The organism is Terriglobia bacterium, from assembly GCA_035712365.1.
In the GTDB taxonomy this organism is placed as follows: Bacteria; Acidobacteriota; Terriglobia; order UBA7540; family UBA7540; genus SCRD01.
Map to the genome: position 1 here is coordinate 18,164 of DASTAW010000020.1, position 15,743 is coordinate 33,906.

15 protein-coding genes and 1 pseudogene are annotated in these 15,743 nt (G+C 59.7%); 8 read left to right on the forward strand and 8 right to left on the reverse strand.

Annotated features, from left to right (window positions below; translation table 11 throughout):
- Positions 1 to 89 precede the first annotated feature (89 nt).
- The 3 genes from rpmA to VFQ24_05480 all read right to left on the reverse strand — a co-directional run bounded on the left by rpmA (position 90) and on the right by VFQ24_05480 (position 955).
- Positions 90 to 353 carry a 50S ribosomal protein L27 gene (gene rpmA, locus VFQ24_05470; GenBank protein HET9177791.1) on the reverse strand — a complete coding sequence of 88 codons (264 nt, stop codon included), beginning with the start codon at positions 351 to 353 and terminating at the stop codon, positions 90 to 92.
- A 37-nt stretch (positions 354 to 390) separates the two neighbouring features.
- Positions 391 to 702 (reverse strand): 50S ribosomal protein L21, encoded by a 312-nt coding sequence (gene rplU, locus VFQ24_05475; protein ID HET9177792.1) that lies wholly within the window; start codon positions 700 to 702, stop codon positions 391 to 393.
- A 106-nt stretch (positions 703 to 808) separates the two neighbouring features.
- Positions 809 to 955 carry a hypothetical protein gene (locus VFQ24_05480; GenBank protein HET9177793.1) on the reverse strand — a complete coding sequence of 49 codons (147 nt, stop codon included), beginning with the start codon at positions 953 to 955 and terminating at the stop codon, positions 809 to 811.
- 209 nt (positions 956 to 1,164) lie between these two features.
- Between VFQ24_05480 and VFQ24_05485 the strand changes: the two genes are divergently transcribed.
- Positions 1,165 to 2,103, forward strand: coding sequence for a threonine/serine dehydratase (locus tag VFQ24_05485; GenBank protein ID HET9177794.1), 939 nt, complete (start codon positions 1,165 to 1,167; stop codon positions 2,101 to 2,103).
- Between the two features lie 73 nt (positions 2,104 to 2,176).
- On the opposite strand, the gene VFQ24_05490 is transcribed toward VFQ24_05485, so the two are convergent.
- Positions 2,177 to 3,280, reverse strand: coding sequence for an RDD family protein (locus tag VFQ24_05490; protein HET9177795.1), 1,104 nt, complete (start codon positions 3,278 to 3,280; stop codon positions 2,177 to 2,179).
- Between the two features lie 111 nt (positions 3,281 to 3,391).
- On the opposite strand from VFQ24_05490, the gene lptD reads away from it, so the two are divergent.
- From lptD to VFQ24_05525, 7 genes and pseudogenes are all read left to right on the forward strand, one after another.
- On the forward strand, positions 3,392 to 5,740 hold the full coding sequence (gene lptD, locus VFQ24_05495) for an LPS assembly protein LptD (protein ID HET9177796.1): 2,349 nt from the start codon (positions 3,392 to 3,394) through the stop codon (positions 5,738 to 5,740).
- Positions 5,741 to 5,844: 104 nt separating this feature from the next.
- Positions 5,845 to 6,819, forward strand: a complete 975-nt coding sequence (gene hemB / locus VFQ24_05500) for a porphobilinogen synthase (protein HET9177797.1) — start codon at positions 5,845 to 5,847, stop codon at positions 6,817 to 6,819.
- A gap of 46 nt (positions 6,820 to 6,865) precedes the next feature.
- Positions 6,866 to 8,455, forward strand: coding sequence for a D-alanyl-D-alanine carboxypeptidase/D-alanyl-D-alanine-endopeptidase (dacB, locus tag VFQ24_05505; GenBank protein HET9177798.1), 1,590 nt, complete (start codon positions 6,866 to 6,868; stop codon positions 8,453 to 8,455).
- 64 nt (positions 8,456 to 8,519) lie between these two features.
- On the forward strand, positions 8,520 to 9,077 hold the full coding sequence (locus VFQ24_05510; GenBank protein ID HET9177799.1) for an LOG family protein: 558 nt from the start codon (positions 8,520 to 8,522) through the stop codon (positions 9,075 to 9,077).
- A 35-nt stretch (positions 9,078 to 9,112) separates the two neighbouring features.
- A complete protein-coding gene (locus VFQ24_05515) occupies positions 9,113 to 11,530 on the forward strand; it encodes an endonuclease MutS2 (GenBank protein HET9177800.1) in 2,418 nt (805 codons plus the stop codon).
- Positions 11,531 to 11,675: 145 nt separating this feature from the next.
- Complete coding sequence (locus tag VFQ24_05520) at positions 11,676 to 12,101, forward strand: hypothetical protein (protein HET9177801.1); 426 nt, start codon at positions 11,676 to 11,678, stop codon at positions 12,099 to 12,101.
- 12 nt (positions 12,102 to 12,113) lie between these two features.
- Positions 12,114 to 12,338 (forward strand): annotated as a pseudogene (locus VFQ24_05525) (thioredoxin family protein).
- Between the two features lie 40 nt (positions 12,339 to 12,378).
- Here the strand turns inward: VFQ24_05525 and VFQ24_05530 are convergent.
- From VFQ24_05530 to VFQ24_05545, 4 genes are all read right to left on the reverse strand, one after another.
- Positions 12,379 to 12,894 (reverse strand): adenine phosphoribosyltransferase, encoded by a 516-nt coding sequence (locus VFQ24_05530; protein ID HET9177802.1) that lies wholly within the window; start codon positions 12,892 to 12,894, stop codon positions 12,379 to 12,381.
- 101 nt (positions 12,895 to 12,995) lie between these two features.
- Entirely contained in the window at positions 12,996 to 13,280 is a 285-nt protein-coding gene (locus tag VFQ24_05535; protein HET9177803.1) for an acylphosphatase, read from the reverse strand.
- A gap of 25 nt (positions 13,281 to 13,305) precedes the next feature.
- Positions 13,306 to 14,958 (reverse strand): glycerol-3-phosphate dehydrogenase, encoded by a 1,653-nt coding sequence (gene glpD / locus VFQ24_05540; protein HET9177804.1) that lies wholly within the window; start codon positions 14,956 to 14,958, stop codon positions 13,306 to 13,308.
- 305 nt (positions 14,959 to 15,263) lie between these two features.
- On the reverse strand, positions 15,264 to 15,698 hold the full coding sequence (locus VFQ24_05545; GenBank protein ID HET9177805.1) for a CBS domain-containing protein: 435 nt from the start codon (positions 15,696 to 15,698) through the stop codon (positions 15,264 to 15,266).
- Positions 15,699 to 15,743 lie beyond the last annotated feature (45 nt).

Consider the following 15,743-nt stretch of genomic DNA (forward strand, 5'->3'; position numbering starts at 1 on the left):
GCATGAAATTTACAGTTGCTTGTTGATGCCTGAAACTGAAAATCGGCAAGGAAGCCCCCTGTGCGGACTTCGCCCGCCGCGTGCAGGATTCAATTTGCTGACGGGATCAGGATGCTGACATATCGGCCTGCGCGGCCCTTGTCTTCAAACTTGACGATGCCGGAGACCTTGGCAAACAGCGTATCGTCCTTGCCGACTCCCACGTTGTCTCCGGGCTTCAACCGAGTACCGCGCTGGCGAACCAGGATCGATCCTCCTGTGACCATCTGCCCGTCAAAGCGCTTGACGCCAAGCCGCTGTGCGTTCGAATCCCGGCCATTCCTCGAGCTGCCTAAACCTTTTTTATGTGCCATTCCAAATGCCTCGTGTGTGTTCTTGCCCAGGGCCCGATTAAGGGATGACGATTTCGTTGATCCGGACTTCGCTGTAATTCTGGCGGTGGCCAATCGTCCGGCGGTATTGCTTCTTCCGCTTGTACTTCAGCACGCGGACCTTTCGCGCGCGATCATTGGCCAGGATGGTTGCCGTCACTTTGGCGTTTTCCACCAGCGGCGTACCCACCACCAATTCCTTCTTGCGCACGGCAAAAACATGGTTGAATTCCACGCCCGCACCCGGCTCGCCCGGAAGCCTTTCGACCCGCACCACGTCTCCCGGCGAAACTTTGAACTGCTTGCCGCCGGTCCGAATGATCGCATACATGTACAGTCACCTCAGCTTTATTGACAGAAATCAAGTTATTCTAGCGTTGATGGCTGCGTGGTGTCAACGCGCCCAGCCCGTTGCACACCGCTTTGATGGACAAGTCCTAACGCGAAGGGCCTTTGGGATCGGCGGCCTTCACCGGCCTTTTGGATTTGATCGGCGGCTGAGCCTTCAGCCGCGCTTTGAGCAGCTCAGACTTCCGGTCCGTCCGCTTGCCGAGCTTTTGATTAACAAATCTGCCCTTGCTCATGCTTCTACCGTCAGTTCATTTTACACCGTGAACTCGGCTGACTGTCGCGGTCCTCGCTTTCCAGTGCCTGCCTGGCCGTTGTGTTCGGCGTGTTTGTACGTCTGCCCTGCCTCGTCCCATGAAACTTGATATCCTGAAAGAGAAGCAGGTTGGTACGGTGGCTGCCCGGCATTTAGGGAACAAGTCTGTTGGTCGAGAGGGGGTGGCGCTTGGAGACGAAGGACAATCGGTTGGAGGCGCTGAAAGCAGTAATTCGCAAAACCACGATTGTTGAATCCAGCCGGCTTTCGAAAGCCCTGGGAGCAAGGATCATTCTGGCCAATGAGTCCTTCCAGCACACCGGCAGCTTTAAGTTTCGCGCGGCGTACAACGTGGTGATGCATGCCGAGGCAGACCTGTTCCTCACAGCGTCGTCAGGAAATTTTGGGCAGGCGCTGGCCTTTGCGTGCCAGTTGCTGGGGAAGTCCTGCGTCGTGGTGATGCCCTCGAATTCGTCCCAGGTAAAAGTGAATGCCGTGCGAGGTTATGGGGGTAAGGTGGAACTGGTTGACGTAACAGCCCAGCCACGCTGGGACCGGGTTTGGGAACTGGCGAAGGAACATCCGGACGCCTATGTCGCCAGTCCGTATGACGATCCGTACGTGATTGAAGGGAACAGCAGCCTGGGAAGGGAACTGGCCGCCCTGGAATACAACCTAGACGGCATCGTCGTTCCGATCGGTGGCGGCGGGCTGGCGTCAGGGGTCGTGGCAGGACTCCGGGAAGCGAAGCACTCCGTTCCGGTGATCGGAGCGGAGCCGCTTCTGGCAAACGATGCCGCACTCTCGCTCAAAGAGGGTCAGATTGTTTCCAACGAAAGCGAGCCGCAGACGATCGCTGACGGTGCGCGGACTATTTCCCTCGGCGACCGCAACTGGGAGATCCTAAGTACCGGCCTGCAGAAGATTGTAGAAGTTCCCGAGGAAAAGATCGCGGAAGGATTGCGCGTGCTCTTCAGTCTGGCCAATTTGAAGGTGGAACCGACGGGAGCGCTTGCCGTCGGGGCAATCCTGACGGAGCCCAAAAGCTTTGCGGACCAGACTGTCTGCTGCGTGGTGAGTGGCGGGAACGTTGACCCGCAGGTCTATTCGCGGCTGTTGCTGGAGTAGAGGGAGCGTCGCCAACAACCCTGCGTGGCCACGGCGCGGCAACCCATGGTCAGAGGACCAATTGACTGGCGTTTTAATATCGGTTGCTGGGAACAACGAAAGTCCGGGACATCCGATCATGCCAGGTGAGCCCCTCGGCATCCACGGCTGCCCATATAAATCCCAACATCAGGGCAGACATTGAAACCAGATACCCGAAGCCCCGCCAGACGCAGTCGGAAAACCGCGGTGGATTGCCGTCGAAAGTTATCACCTCGAGCCCGGTCCACATCAGCCCAGGCGTGGCCGAGGCCATCGCCGTACAGCCGGTGAAGTACACGAAGACAAAAAAACCGGCAGCCAGAGCGGTTATGCCTGTCGATAGTGGCCCGAAAGAAAATTTCCCGCCCACTTTCCAGACGATCAACCCGTATACAACTGCTCCCGCCAGGAGAATAAGGGCGTCAATCAGCCCGGCATAAAATCGAGTTTTCATTTGGGCGATGGACACCCCTGACGGCTCAGGTTCTTCCACGGCTGAGGAGGAATCCACGAACGGCCCGAGTTCAATTTCCAAAGGAGCTGTCTCGGAGCGAAGGACTGGAGGCGGCGCGGGCGGAGCGGCGGGGGCCTCAACTTCTTCCTCCATAAAAGCTGACTCAAAGCTGCGCATTCCAAAGGAAGGGGGCGCCGATCCTATTCTGGGCCTCAGCCGGTCATCCGAGCCGCCCCCGCGGAAGTCCAGAATGTGAGGCCGGACGTCTTCCGGCTTGGAAACTGTCGGCCCAAAATCCAGATTGAGCGCGTTACTCCGGCTTTCCTCTTCCTTTTGAAGCCGGGCGCGCCGCTGACGATACTCCTGTACGCGGTCCGCGAGATCGGAGTGCCAGGGAGACGCCCCCTGGTCTGGTGGAGGCGGCTCGATCGGTTTTTCAGGTTCAGGTTTAATCGGGTCAGGAGGCAGGGCTTGGGGTTGCAGTTCTACATCCAGGCTCCCGGGTTCCTCTCCCCTCAGATCGGTCTGGTCCAGGGGAGACTCGGATTCCGGCGTCTCCGGCGGTCTTGATCCATTGCCCGCGCGGTGGAACAGCGGCGGAATTCCCTCAGTCTGGCCGTTGACCTGGGTGAACTCGTGCCCGCATTTCTTGCACTGTTCATTACCGGGAAAACTGATAAACCCACACGTAGGACATTTCACTGCGACCGGACACCCCTTTCGAGCATCCAACTAAAGTTCCCACAACATCTTAACAAATTCATGCGCGTCAAGAAAGCTTTTGCGGGTAGAATACGAGCTTTGATAAACGTGATGGGACCTATTGGCCGTTTTCCCAACCGACAAACATCTCACCAAATCAGGCCGCTAATCCTCGCCGTCTGGCTCCTGTTTTCACTTTCCTCCAATCTGTTGGGTCAATCGCTGCCGGCCGTCCCTTCCACGCTGTCGGACCAGTCGCCTACGGTCACCGTGCATGCAGACTCCCAGGAAATACAGGGGAACATCTATCTGTTGCACGGTCACGTAATTGTGACTTACCAGGACATGCAGGTCACATCTGACCAGGCTTCGTATGACCAGTCAACCGGCCAGGTGACTGCCACCGGTCATGTGGTTTACAACGACTCGACGGCCCACCTGGAAGCGGCCGAACTTCACTACAACGTCCCAACCGGAAAGGGCTGGTTCCTGAACGGCAAAGGTTACATCCGCCGCCCGCATCTGAAGCATCGCCCGGGCGTCATAGAGACAGAAAACCCATTTTTTGTGCAGGCCAGGATTGTTGAGAAACTGAACCAGGCCGCCTACAAGATTTCCGATGGCCGTGTCACCACCTGCCCGTGCGAGAACACGGGATGGTCCATCAGCACCGGCAGCGCGTCGATCAAGGCCGGGGACAAAGTGATTGCCCACAACAATGTGTTTCGTTTTCTTCGCGTGCCGGTGCTTTATTTTCCCGTGCTGGTAGACTCCATCGCCCCCCGGCCCCGGCAAAGCGGTTTCTTGCTGCCGACCGTCGGCAACTCCTCGCAGAAGGGATTCACTTTTGGCGACGGTTTTTATTGGGCCATGAATCGCAGTGCGGACCTGACGCTGGGCGTGGTGAATTACAGCACGCGAGGCCTGGGAGGAAGCGGAGAATTCCGCGCGCGCCCAAGCGCCGACAGCAGCTTTGACGTCAGCGCTTTCGGCGTAAGCGATCGAGGGCCGGCGGGTTCCCCGGAACTGGCGGCGCCGGGGGAGAGCATCAGGGCCATCGGCCAGGCGGACCACGTCTGGGCGGGATTTCGCGGCGTGGTCAACGTGGATTACGCCAGTTCGCTGGCCTTCCGGGAAGCCTTTGCCAACAACTTTACGCAGGCCGTCACTTCAGAGGCGCGGCAAACGGGGTTCCTGACGAAGAACTTTGATGCCTACAGCGTCAATTTCTATCTCTCACGCTACCAGAACTTTCTGTCCACCACCGGCGGCGGCGCGAACTCCATCACCATCCGCCACACGCCCAGCTTTTCTTTGTCCGGCATGGACAGGCAGGTCGGCCACACACCCCTGTTTTTCTCTTTCGACACATCCGCCGGAGCGGTATCCCGGACCCAGCCCGATTTCGAAACTCCTAATTTTTCCGAACGGTTCAATTTTCATCCTGAGCTGACTTTGCGGATGAAACCCTTCCTGCATTTTCATGTGACGCCCTCGGGTGGTGTTTGGCTCACGCGATATGGCACCAGCCGAAAGCCGGGCGCCGCGGCCGTAGACCGCTTCATGGGCGATTTCTCGCTCGATGTCCGGCCGCCATCCCTGGAAAAAGTATTTGCCCATCCCATCGGCGGCTACCTGGTAAAACATCTGATCGAGCCGGACATTCAATATCACCTGGTACAGGCCACTGATCCGCAGGACATCATGGACGTTGTGCGGTTCGACGCTCTGGACACCATGGCCGAAACGAATGAGATTGAGTATTCACTGACGAACTCGATTCTGGTCCGCAAAGATGTCGCCCCCGGCCAGCCGATTCCCCAGGCGCATGAACTGGTCTCCCTGCGGCTTTCGCAAATCTATTATTTTGATCCTACCTTCGGCGGCGCTCTCCAGCCGGGCAAGGACATCGTGTGGCAGCCCACCACGGGATTGACGGGCTTTGCTTTTGCGCAGGGCCGCAATCTTTCACCGCTGGTTTCAGTGCTCAAGCTGGCGCCTTCGTCGAGCTATGACACCGAACTGCGCGCGGACTTCAGCCCCAATGGCGGCGGCGTATTGAACGCCGGGATCACGTCCAACATGCACCGGGGACTCCTGGGACTGTCGCTGACGGATTTTTTCATCAGCCGCACGGCGGCGCAGTTGACTCCCGTTCTGCCGACCGTACCGCTATCTCAGATTCCGTCGGTCAACCTGCTGCGAACGCTGGTGACTTACGGGAACGTAGACCATAATGGTTTCAGCGGCGCGGCCGGAGTTGACTACAACTTCGTGGAGCGTATCGCACATCAGACCGTTGGACAGGCAGGTTACCGTTTCTCCTGCTTTGCCGTGAATGTCGAGTATCGAAGGTTCTCGCTGGGTCCGCTGCGGCGCGAAAACGAATTCCGCGTGGCCATTTCACTGGCGAATGTCGGGACCTTCGGAAATCTTCGCCAAAACGAGCGCTTGTATTAGTCTCGTCGATCCGATATAGGTGGTAATGATTCGGCGGCGGGATTTCCAATCGCCGTGGCGTCTGGGTCGAAGAAATTCGCATAACCGTAGCGAGGGTAGGCACCATGGCATTTCCAATTCATCGGCCCCGGCGGCTGCGGCGGACAGCGCCCATCCGCGAACTGGTGAAAGAGAACCGGCTGTCTCCGCGCTCGCTGGTCTATCCGCTTTTTGCCTGCCCCGGTTCACAGGTGAAGGAAGAGATCCATTCCATGCCGGGCAACTACCGCTGGTCCGTTGACCTCCTGCTGGAAGAGTGCAAGTCTGTTTTTGATCTCGGAATTCCCGCCGTGATTCTCTTTGGAATTCCCGAGACTAAAGATGACGTCGGTTCCGGCGCCTGGGACCCGGACGGGATTGTGCAGCGCGCCGTCCGCGCCATCAAGAAGGGCTTGCCCGATTTGCTGGTGATCTGTGATACGTGCCTCGACGAGTACACCAGCCACGGCCATTGCGGGGTGGTCAAAGATGGGGAAGTGGACAACGACTCAACGCTGGAGTTGCTGGCCAAAACTGCGCTGACCCAGGCGCAGGCCGGGGCCGACATGGTGGCGCCGTCCGACATGATGGACGGACGTGTAGGCCACATCCGGGACGAACTGGACTCGCAAGGGTTCAGCGCCATTCCCATCATGGCTTATTCCGCCAAGTATGCTTCTGCGCTCTACGGGCCCTTTCGCGAGGCAGTCGATTCATCTCCGAAGTTTGGCGACCGCCGTTCTTACCAGATGGACCCGGCCAACCAGCGGGAAGCGATGCGCGAAATCGCGCTCGACATCGAAGAGGGCGCCGACATCATCATGGTGAAACCCGCGCTCGCCTACCTGGACATTCTTGCGCTTGCTCGCCAGGCCTTCGATGTTCCCTTTGCGGCCTACCAGGTGAGCGGAGAATTCTCCCTGGTCGAGGCCGCCGCCCGCGCCGGCTGGATTGACCGGAAGCGCACCGCCCTCGAGATGCTGCTGTCCATCCACAGGGCAGGCGCGGACATGATTCTCACTTACTTTGCCAAGGATGTCGCTCGATGGCTGGCAAGCTGATTCGGCCTTCCGTCCATCTGATTCCACACTTCAAGGACTGCCGCTGATGGCGCCTCTGCGATGCGTGCCTGGCGGGCGGTCTTCACACGCCCTGCTGCATCATTCAACCTTGCGCCTGTTCCGCGTTGCTCTCGCGATCACCGTTGTAGTTTGCGCGCTGCTCGTTCCGCTCCAGGCCGCTGCACAGTCCGACACCTTAGCTGGAAAGATCGAGTCCATTCTTGAATCTTCGCCTGCCGGCCGGGGATTCTGGGGGATTGAAGTCGTGCGGCTTTCCGATGGCGAAATTCTCTACATGCGGAACCCGCAGCACCTCTTCCAGCCGGCCTCCAATATGAAGATGTTCACCACCTCGGCGGCGCTCAGCACGCTGGGGCCGGATTTCATTTTTCGAACCACGGTGGAGAGTTCAGCACCGCCGGACCCCCAAGGCCGCGTGCCAGACCTCATCCTCGTGGGGCGAGGCGATCCGAACCTTGGCAGCCGCGTTGTGCCTTATCAGTACAACTCACCGGAGCGCCTTCCGGCTGACCTCGACTTTGAAAAACTTGCTGACCAGATTGCGGCCAGTGGCATTCGCGAAGTCAGCGGCAATCTTTACGCGGATGACACTTATTTCGTCCATGAGCCCTACGGGACCGATTGGGCCGTGGATGACCTTGCCTGGGATTACGGAGCGCCGATCACTGCCCTGGCGTTCAATGACAATTCCTTGAGGCTCAAAATCCGTCCGGCAGCCTTCCCTGGCCCCAGGGCGCAAATCGTGATGGATGCGGGCGATGGCTACTACAAAATCGCTAGTGATGTGACGACCACGGCTTCAGGAATTCCGGCCAAAATTGAGATCAGCCGGTTTCCAGGCTCCATGGAACTTGACATCTGGGGCCACATTCCCGTGGGTTCACACGACGTGGACGAATACATATCCATTGAGGGCCCGCCGCTGTTCATCGGTGAAATGTTCCGCAAGCTTCTGGAGCAGCGCGGCGTGAAGGTGGACGGCAAAGTGGTGGTCAGGGAGGTCATGCCTGAGGAAGCCGCCCACCGACCAGAAGCCCGAGCCCCGGAGCAGCGCGTAGTTCTGGCTGAGCATGATTCCCTCCCGCTGAGCCAGGATGTGAAGGTCACACTCAAGGTCAGCCAGAACCTGCACGCTGAAATGCTGCTGCGGACCATGTCGCAGGTTGAGCATCATCAGGGAAGCGCTGAAGACGGACTGAAGATTCTCGGTGGATTTCTGCAGAAGGTTGGGATTGCCCCCGAAGAAGTCCAGTTTGAGGACGGGTCAGGCCTGTCACGCGGAACGCTGGTGACTCCCGACGCAGTGATGAAACTCCTGCAGTTTGACGCGCGCCAACCCTGGTTTCAGGCATTTTATGATGCGCTGCCGGTGGCCGGGGTTGATGGCACCCTGGCGGACCGGTTTCGCGGCACTCCGTTGCAAGGCCGCGTCCACGCCAAAACCGGCTCGCTCGAACACGTGAACGCGCTTTCCGGCTATATGAATTTGCCGGGAGACCGCCGTCTGGCTTTCGTAATCATCGGAAATCAATATGCCGTCAACTGGACCGAGGCGACGAAAGTGCTTGACCAGATCGCGCTGGAGATTTACCGCCGGTACGCAGATACGCGATAACGATCATTGAGATTGCGCCGCAGTTCGCTTTCCCTTTCCGCAGATGCGCATCAGAATTTTATTTATGAAAACGGTCACTATCTTTGGCAGTTCGCTTCCCGGAGAAGGCACGGAGATGTACCAGCAAGCGCGACAACTGGGAGGACGTCTGGCGCAGGCGGGCTTCGCCATCTGTAACGGCGGTTACGGCGGACTGATGGAAGCGTCGGCCCGCGGAGCGCGAGAGTCCGGCGGACACACCATCGGCGTCACCTGCGACGTGTGGACCACCACGGCAAACCGCTGGATTGTGGAAGAAGTCCGCACCGCGACGTTCATGGAGCGCCTGCTCACGCTGATTGAGCGAGGTGATTCTTACGTTGTGCTGCCCGGCGGCACGGGAACGCTGGCGGAATTAGCGCTGGTGTGGGAGATGATGAACAAGTCGGCCCTCTGCCGGGCCGTGGGCGGGCCAAAGCCGCTGCTGGTGATGCTCCCGTACTGGCGGCCAGTGATCGATTGCCTGAATCAGGAAGCCGAACTTGCCGGGCAATCAAACAGGGCAAGAGGCCCCGCCATTGAAATGATCACCACCGTCCATACGGTGGATGAAGCTGTCGCGCGCGTGATAAAAGAGATTTAGGAGCCCTTCTCGATGGGTGGGGTTGCATCGCTGACATGAACGATTCTGGCTCTTCTTCCGCAACGCTCGATCGCTATTCCTGCCGCGTTCTCGAATTCGACGCGGTCAAGGAGCTTCTGCGCGAATATCTTTCCGGTCCCATCAGCCACCCTCTGATTGCGGCGCTCGCTCCCGATGACGATCTCGATAACATCAGGGTTGCGCTTGAGCGCGTGCGCGAGGCCGGGAATTATCTCCGCCAGGGGACGCGGCCGTCGCTCGGAGGGCTGGAGGACCCGGGCCCGATTCTTGGCCGCCTCCGCGTGGAGGGAATTGCCTGCACCGCGCGCGAAATCCTGACCGTCCTGGCCGTGATGGGGAAAGGCCAGGAACTGAGAAAGAATTTCGCCGCGGATTCTTTTCCTCATCTGGCGAGTCTGGCGGGCGCGCTGCCGGATTTTCGCTCGCTGCTTTCGGCGCTTGATGGCAAGATCCACCCGGACGGCTCCGTCGATTCTTCCGCCAGCCCGGAGCTTGCGCGGCTGCGCCGATCCATTGAACGCCTGCGGCATGAAATCGAGAAGACGCTGGAAACCCTGATGCGGCGGCTCAGCCGCGACAAGGTGCTGCAGGATGCCGTGGTCACGCTGCGCAATGAGCGGCTTGTGGTCCCCATCCGCGCGGAAGAAAAGCGGCATGTGCCCGGTGTGATCCACGGCGCCAGCTCTTCAGGAGCTACGGTTTTCCTTGAACCGATGGAGACAGTGCCGCTGAATAATGAGCTGGTTGAGCTCGAAGACCACGAGTATGCTGAAACGCAGCGAATCCTGGGTGAATATACGGAAAAGCTTCGCCAGCGCCTGGCTGACCTGCTGACCACTGCTTCCACCCTCGCTGAGTTGGACCTGGTTTTTGCGAAGGCTGATTTTGCGGCGGCTTACGATTGCTGCATACCTCAGCTTGGCGGCGGGCAGGGCATTGCGCTTGGGGACGTTCGGCATCCGCTGCTTGAAAAATCGCTCCGTCGGGCCGGCCGGAAGTCTGTTCCGCTGCGGATCACCTTGCAGGGTCCCAAGAACATGATGGTGATCAGCGGGCCGAACGCCGGTGGCAAGACGGTGGCGCTGAAGACCGTGGGAATTGCCGTGCTGATGGCCCAGGCCGGGCTGCCGGTAGCCGCCAGCGATGCGCAATTGCCGCTGTTCCATCGCGTGCTGGCGGACATTGGTGATCAGCAATCCATCCAGGCGAACCTCAGCACCTTTTCGGCGCACATCACCAGCATCCGCAACATGGTTGAGGTTGTGGGGCCGAGTGACCTGGTCCTGCTGGACGAGCTGGGATCGAGCACAGAGCCTGGCGAAGGCGCCGCGCTGGCGATAGCGGTCCTTGAGCATTTCAGGAAGTCGCGCGCGCTCACCTTTGTAACCACCCACCACGGCCGGCTGAAAGCCTACGGCAGCGAAACTGCGGAAGCCGAAAACGCTGCGATGGAGTTCGACGAGGAAACGCTTCAACCCGCTTACAGGCTGCTGGTGGGCCTGCCGGGGAAATCGAGCGCTCTGGATATCGCTGCGCGCCTCGGATTGCAGGAAGAAATTGTGGCGAAGGCCCGCGAACTGATCGGGACGGAGGAGGCAGATGCCTCGGCGCTTCTGGCCGCTCTGCACGAACAGCGCTCGCTGGTGGAGTCGCAGTTGGCGAACCTCCAGGCGGAAGAGAACAGGTTGCTGGCACGTGCCGTCGAACTGGAAACCAAAGCCGAGCAGGAACGCCGCGCAAAGCTGAAAGATCTCGACGCGCGCCTTGAACAAACGCTGCGGGCGATGGAAAAACGCTGGGACGAAGCTCTGGCGGACCTGCGCGCCCGCGTTGAAAAGCCCCGGCTGCCCAGGGGAGTTGAGCGCAAGGTCCTGGCGCTGAAGCAGGAGGCGCGCGAGGAATGGAACGCGGAGGTGCTGAACGCTCTGTCGGAGCCCTCCCGCGGTCAGCAAATCACTCCTGAGACGCCGGTTGCCGTGGGCGACCAGGTGCGCGTGCCGAACCTTGCCACGATGGGGACGGTTACAGAGGTTATGGATGGCCATCTTCAGGTCCAGGCAGGGAACCTGCGGGTGCGAATTGCCAGGGCTGAGGCGGAGATCGTGGCCAGGAAATCGGCGCCGCCAGAGAACACCCCGCTCCCCCGAGGCCGCCTGGGTATGAAGATTGAGAATGCTCCCTCGGAGGTGCCGGACGAAATCAATGTGATCGGCAACACGGCGGAGGAAGCGCGCGACCGGGTGGATGAGTTTCTGGACCGGGCCTATACTGCTGGCCGAACCCGACTGCGGATCATCCACGGATTTGGGAAGGGCATCCTGCGCAGGAGCCTCCATGAAATGTTCGCCTCGCATCCGCACGTGGAAAGGTTTTACCCTGCGCCACAGGGCGAAGGCGGCGGGGGCGCCACCATCGTCGAGCTAAGGAATTGAAGGAGCTTCGCGAATCTTCTGGCTTCTGTGCGGCATCAAATGTGTGTTGGCGCAAGTTGTAGCTGGTGGGCGCGGCGCCGTACCTTACGGGAAACCATCGCGTGGGATTGCCGCATCGTGTCGAGCGCGCAGGGAGGGGATTTTTATGGGATTACTCAGTGACGAAGACGCTGTAGAAATCCGCCGACGGCTGAGCACAATGACGGCTCCCGTCAAAATCATCCATTTTACGCAGGAATTGAACCTGGAATATGGGCCTGAAACTCGCCAGGTTATCGAGGATCTGGCCGCACTGTCCGACAAGCTATCGCTCGAAGTCTACGACTTTATTCTCGACAAAGAGAAGGTGGCCGAGTACGGCGTAGATAAGGCCCCTGCTACAGTGATCCGCAACGGGAAGGACTACGGTATCCGCTATTACGGCATGCCGGCCGGCTATGAATTTTCCACCGTGCTGGATGCGATTCTCGACGTTTCACAGGGTGATTCCGGCCTGGGCCCGGAGAGCAAAGAAAGGCTTGCTCAGCTTGACCAGCCAGTCCATCTGGAGGTCTTTGTAACGCCTACCTGACCGCACTGCCCGCGGGCGGTCCGCCTGGCGCACCAGTTTGCAATGGAAAGCGAGCACATCACGGCCGACTGCATCGAGGCCACGGAATTTCCCGATCTGGTTTCGCAGTATCGCGTCTACGCCGTACCCAAGACGGTGATCAACCAGACGCAGACGTTTGAAGGCGCGCTGCCGGAAAGCCACTTTCTGGACGCAATCATGACAGTCTTGCAGCCTGATCAGGGCGCGAAACCATAAAGGGCGTGCGGGCCGAGGCGGCTTGGCGCCGCGCGGTCGATCAATACTTCAGCACCGAGTGCAAATCGTACTTCGTGAGTTTTTCCTTCCCGTTCAGGAATTCGAGTTCAATCAGGAAGCCGGCGCCTGCCACGTTGCCGCCGAGTTGCTCCACGAGTTCGGCGACTGCCGCCGCGGTGCCGCCTGTGGCCAGCAGATCGTCAATGATCAGCACTCGCTGGCCTTGGCTGATCGCGTCCCGGTGGACTTCCAGACTGTCCTTGCCATACTCCAGGCTGTATTCCACACGCGCCGTTTCGGCGGGAAGCTTTTTCGGCTTGCGCACGGGAACGAATCCAGCATTCAGCCGATAGGCCACCATGGGCGCAAAGATGAAGCCGCGCGCCTCAATTCCCACCACGCGATCGATCACCTGGCCAACGTAATGGTCGGCCAGAGAGTCCACAGCCGCGTGCAGGCCCACCGGGTCCTTCAGCAGCGTTGTGATGTCGTAAAACAGTATTCCTGGTTTGGGAAAGTCTGGAACTTCACGGATCAGCGCCTTGAGATTGTCCACGCAACGTCTCCTCTTTCTTGTCGATGTAGCGCCGATCCCGCAGGAGCGGGACCGGCGCCTGCCCACCCCGTCCTGGCGGGGTGGGCGCTACGTCTGCTACGCTACCAGTCGCTTTCAATGACAAAGCGTTTGTAGTCGCGGTGCACCTGCTCTTCAAATTCCTGGATCTGGTCCACGCGCGCGCCGCGCGGGCCTTCCGCCAGACGGGCCTTGAATTCCTCGAGCGCAGCCGCATCGCCGATCGCGTAAGCTTCCACGGAACCGTCCGCGCAATTCTTAACGTGCCCCGAAAGCCCCAGGCGATTGGCCCAGTTCTCTGCGAAAAACCGAAAACCGACACCCTGCACGCGCCCGTTAACCACGTATTTTCTGGCCGTCTTTTTCAAGCGGGCCTCGATATCCGCAGGCGGTTTAACTCACGCCTTCAAAGCTGAAATGGCCGGCACGATGAAAATCTCGAACGGCGGTCTCGCGCCGCGCCGAGTCCCATCCGAGTCGATCGGCAAAAATCTCCGCCACGGCCGGCACGGCTTCGCGAAGCGCGTCAGCAGCGTACCAGCTCAGCCCGGAGCGGCGCAGGAGAAAGTCATCAATCTCGCGGGCCATCTCCTGCTCAACTGCAAATGCGGCCTCCGCGCCCAGGCAATCCGCGGCGCCGGGAAGCGGGTCGGCCAGCTTGCGGTCTGAGCGGACAGGCTCCAGCACCTGCTGCCAGCGCGTGCCATAGGTCCTCACGATGCGCTCAGCCGCGGCCTGCGGAATATCAAAAAGTTGCACTGCATCCTTCGCAGCATCCCTCGAATACTTTTCGAAATTATCCGTGTGGCCGCCGGGCAGTGGTGTGCTGCGCGTCGGGTGCGCTGTCCATCCGGACGGTGCATCGCCCGGCAGGCTGGCCGCCACGTGATCGACAAGTTTTTCTGCCAGCGAACGCGAAGTGGTCAGTTTACCTCCGCAAACAGTGATCAGATTGTCGGCCCAAGGGTCCTGGTGCAGGCGATACTCGCGGGTGTTTTCCGACGGGCTTGCGCCAGGCTGGATGGCCAGCGCCCGCAGGCCCGCATACGCGCCGATCACGTCGGTTTCGTGCAGCGGCTGGCGCAGCACCCGATTCACCGCTCCGAGAAGATATTCAACGTCGCCAATATCCGGACGCACCTGGGCTGGATCTCGATCATAGTCGGTGTCCGTGGTTCCCAGCAGGCCATGGCGGTGCCATGGCATCATCAAAAAAATGCGCTTGCCCGGCAGGATGGCCGCGAACAGGGCAAAGTCGCCCGCGACGGGCGGGACCACAATGTGTGTACCCTTGGTCAGCCGCACCGTTTTTGACCCGTCATAGCCCGGCAGCATTGCCCTCACACCGTCCACCCAGGGGCCGGTTGCGTTTACCCAGAATCGCGAGGAGATTTCAAACCGGCGGCCGGCCCGGCGGTCTTCCACCTCGGCAGTGGTCACGGTGGGACAACCGTTTCCTTTTCGCGTACCCAGCATGAAACCGCGGACTTCCGCATAGTTGGCGACCGCCGCCCCGTGTGCTGCGGCGTCCACAATGTTTTCAATGGTCAGCCGCGCGTCATCCGTCAACGAGTCGTGATAGAGCGCGCCCTCGCGCAGGCCCTCCGGCTCGAGCCTTGGGATGCGCCGCAGCATCTCCTCCTTGCTCAGCGTCTGGTGGCGGTCGGCCGCTCCAAGATTGCCCAGCAGATCGTAAATGCTCAGCCCCAGCCGGACCTTCAGCGGGGAATACGGATCCCCGCGGTAGATGGGAAACAGAAACGGCACCGGCCACGCCAGATGGGGCGCGAGTTTGCAGAGCAGCCGCCGTTCGCGCCGGGCTTCGTGCACCAGCCGGAATTCGAACTGGTCGAGGTATCGCAGCCCGCCGTGGATCAGTTTCGAAGACCGGCTGGAGGTGCCGGCCGCGAAATCGCCCGCGTCCACCAGCGCGACTTTCATGCCGCGCAAGGCCGCTTCACGCGCTGTAGACGCTCCGTTGATGCCGCCCCCGATGATGGCCAGGTCGAATTGCGTCTCCGACAGCGCATCCACATTGCGTTTCATGGCTTCATGTCCCGCAGTCATTTGTCCATCAGCAAACGTGAAGAAGGTCCCAACAGGCCAAGGATTTTACATCATAGCGCAAACAGGCGGGTCCGCACCGGCTGCGGTTGCCGGATTCTGTCGCGGCTGTCGGGCGCATCCACCTGGAAGGCATGCAACTCAAAACATTACGAGGGGGAACTGCTGGCTGGGCAGAGCTGCCTGCAATCCTGACCGGAACCTGCCAACCGACACCTGCACTCTGACCTGGCCCGCGCAGGCCTGTCGTGTCGATGAGGCCCTTTCTGCCTGGCAGCCCCTTGAGGCTAACGCCTGCCCACGATGTAATCTTCCAGACTTTCGGCAAGCGCCTTGTTTTGAAACGCAATGATCTTCAGCAAGTCCTGGATCGAAATCATGCCGCGGTACGCGCCGTTTTCGGCAATCACCAGCAGATGGTAAATGCCATACATTTCCATCAACTCAAAGCATTGCTCGATCGATTCTTGCGGAGAGACCGTAACCAGGCGTGTGCTCATGATCTCTGATGCGCGGACCCATTCAGGACATTTATTCTCAGCAGCAACTTTGTCAGAGATGTCGCTCTGCGATACAACGCCGACTACTTTCCCCTGGCTGTCGCACACGGCAACGGCGCGGACCTGCTTTTCCCGGAGGTAGCGAGCTGCTGCATAAACTGTGGTAGCTTCAGCAATCGAAAAAACTTCCCCCCGCGACTCGGTCAAGGTTGAAACCGTCATGGTCTTCACCTCGGAAAGGGATTTTAGCTTTAACCCCATGCTAAG

Bases quoted from the DNA above. Each gene is read 5' to 3' on its own strand.
- glpD (HET9177804.1), bottom strand. From the start codon at position 14,958: ATGAAACGCAATGTGGATGCGCTGTCGGAGACGCAATTCGACCTGGCC.
- VFQ24_05515 (HET9177800.1), top strand. From the start codon at position 9,113: ATGAACGATTCTGGCTCTTCTTCCGCAACGCTCGATCGCTATTCCTGC.
- dacB (HET9177798.1), top strand. From the start codon at position 6,866: ATGGCGCCTCTGCGATGCGTGCCTGGCGGGCGGTCTTCACACGCCCTG.
- hemB (HET9177797.1), top strand. From the start codon at position 5,845: ATGGCATTTCCAATTCATCGGCCCCGGCGGCTGCGGCGGACAGCGCCC.
- VFQ24_05545 (HET9177805.1), bottom strand. From the start codon at position 15,698: ATGACGGTTTCAACCTTGACCGAGTCGCGGGGGGAAGTTTTTTCGATT.
- rpmA (HET9177791.1), bottom strand. From the start codon at position 353: ATGGCACATAAAAAAGGTTTAGGCAGCTCGAGGAATGGCCGGGATTCG.
- VFQ24_05520 (HET9177801.1), top strand. From the start codon at position 11,676: ATGGGATTACTCAGTGACGAAGACGCTGTAGAAATCCGCCGACGGCTG.
- VFQ24_05480 (HET9177793.1), bottom strand. From the start codon at position 955: ATGAGCAAGGGCAGATTTGTTAATCAAAAGCTCGGCAAGCGGACGGAC.
- rplU (HET9177792.1), bottom strand. From the start codon at position 702: ATGTATGCGATCATTCGGACCGGCGGCAAGCAGTTCAAAGTTTCGCCG.
- VFQ24_05510 (HET9177799.1), top strand. From the start codon at position 8,520: ATGAAAACGGTCACTATCTTTGGCAGTTCGCTTCCCGGAGAAGGCACG.
- lptD (HET9177796.1), top strand. From the start codon at position 3,392: ATGGGACCTATTGGCCGTTTTCCCAACCGACAAACATCTCACCAAATC.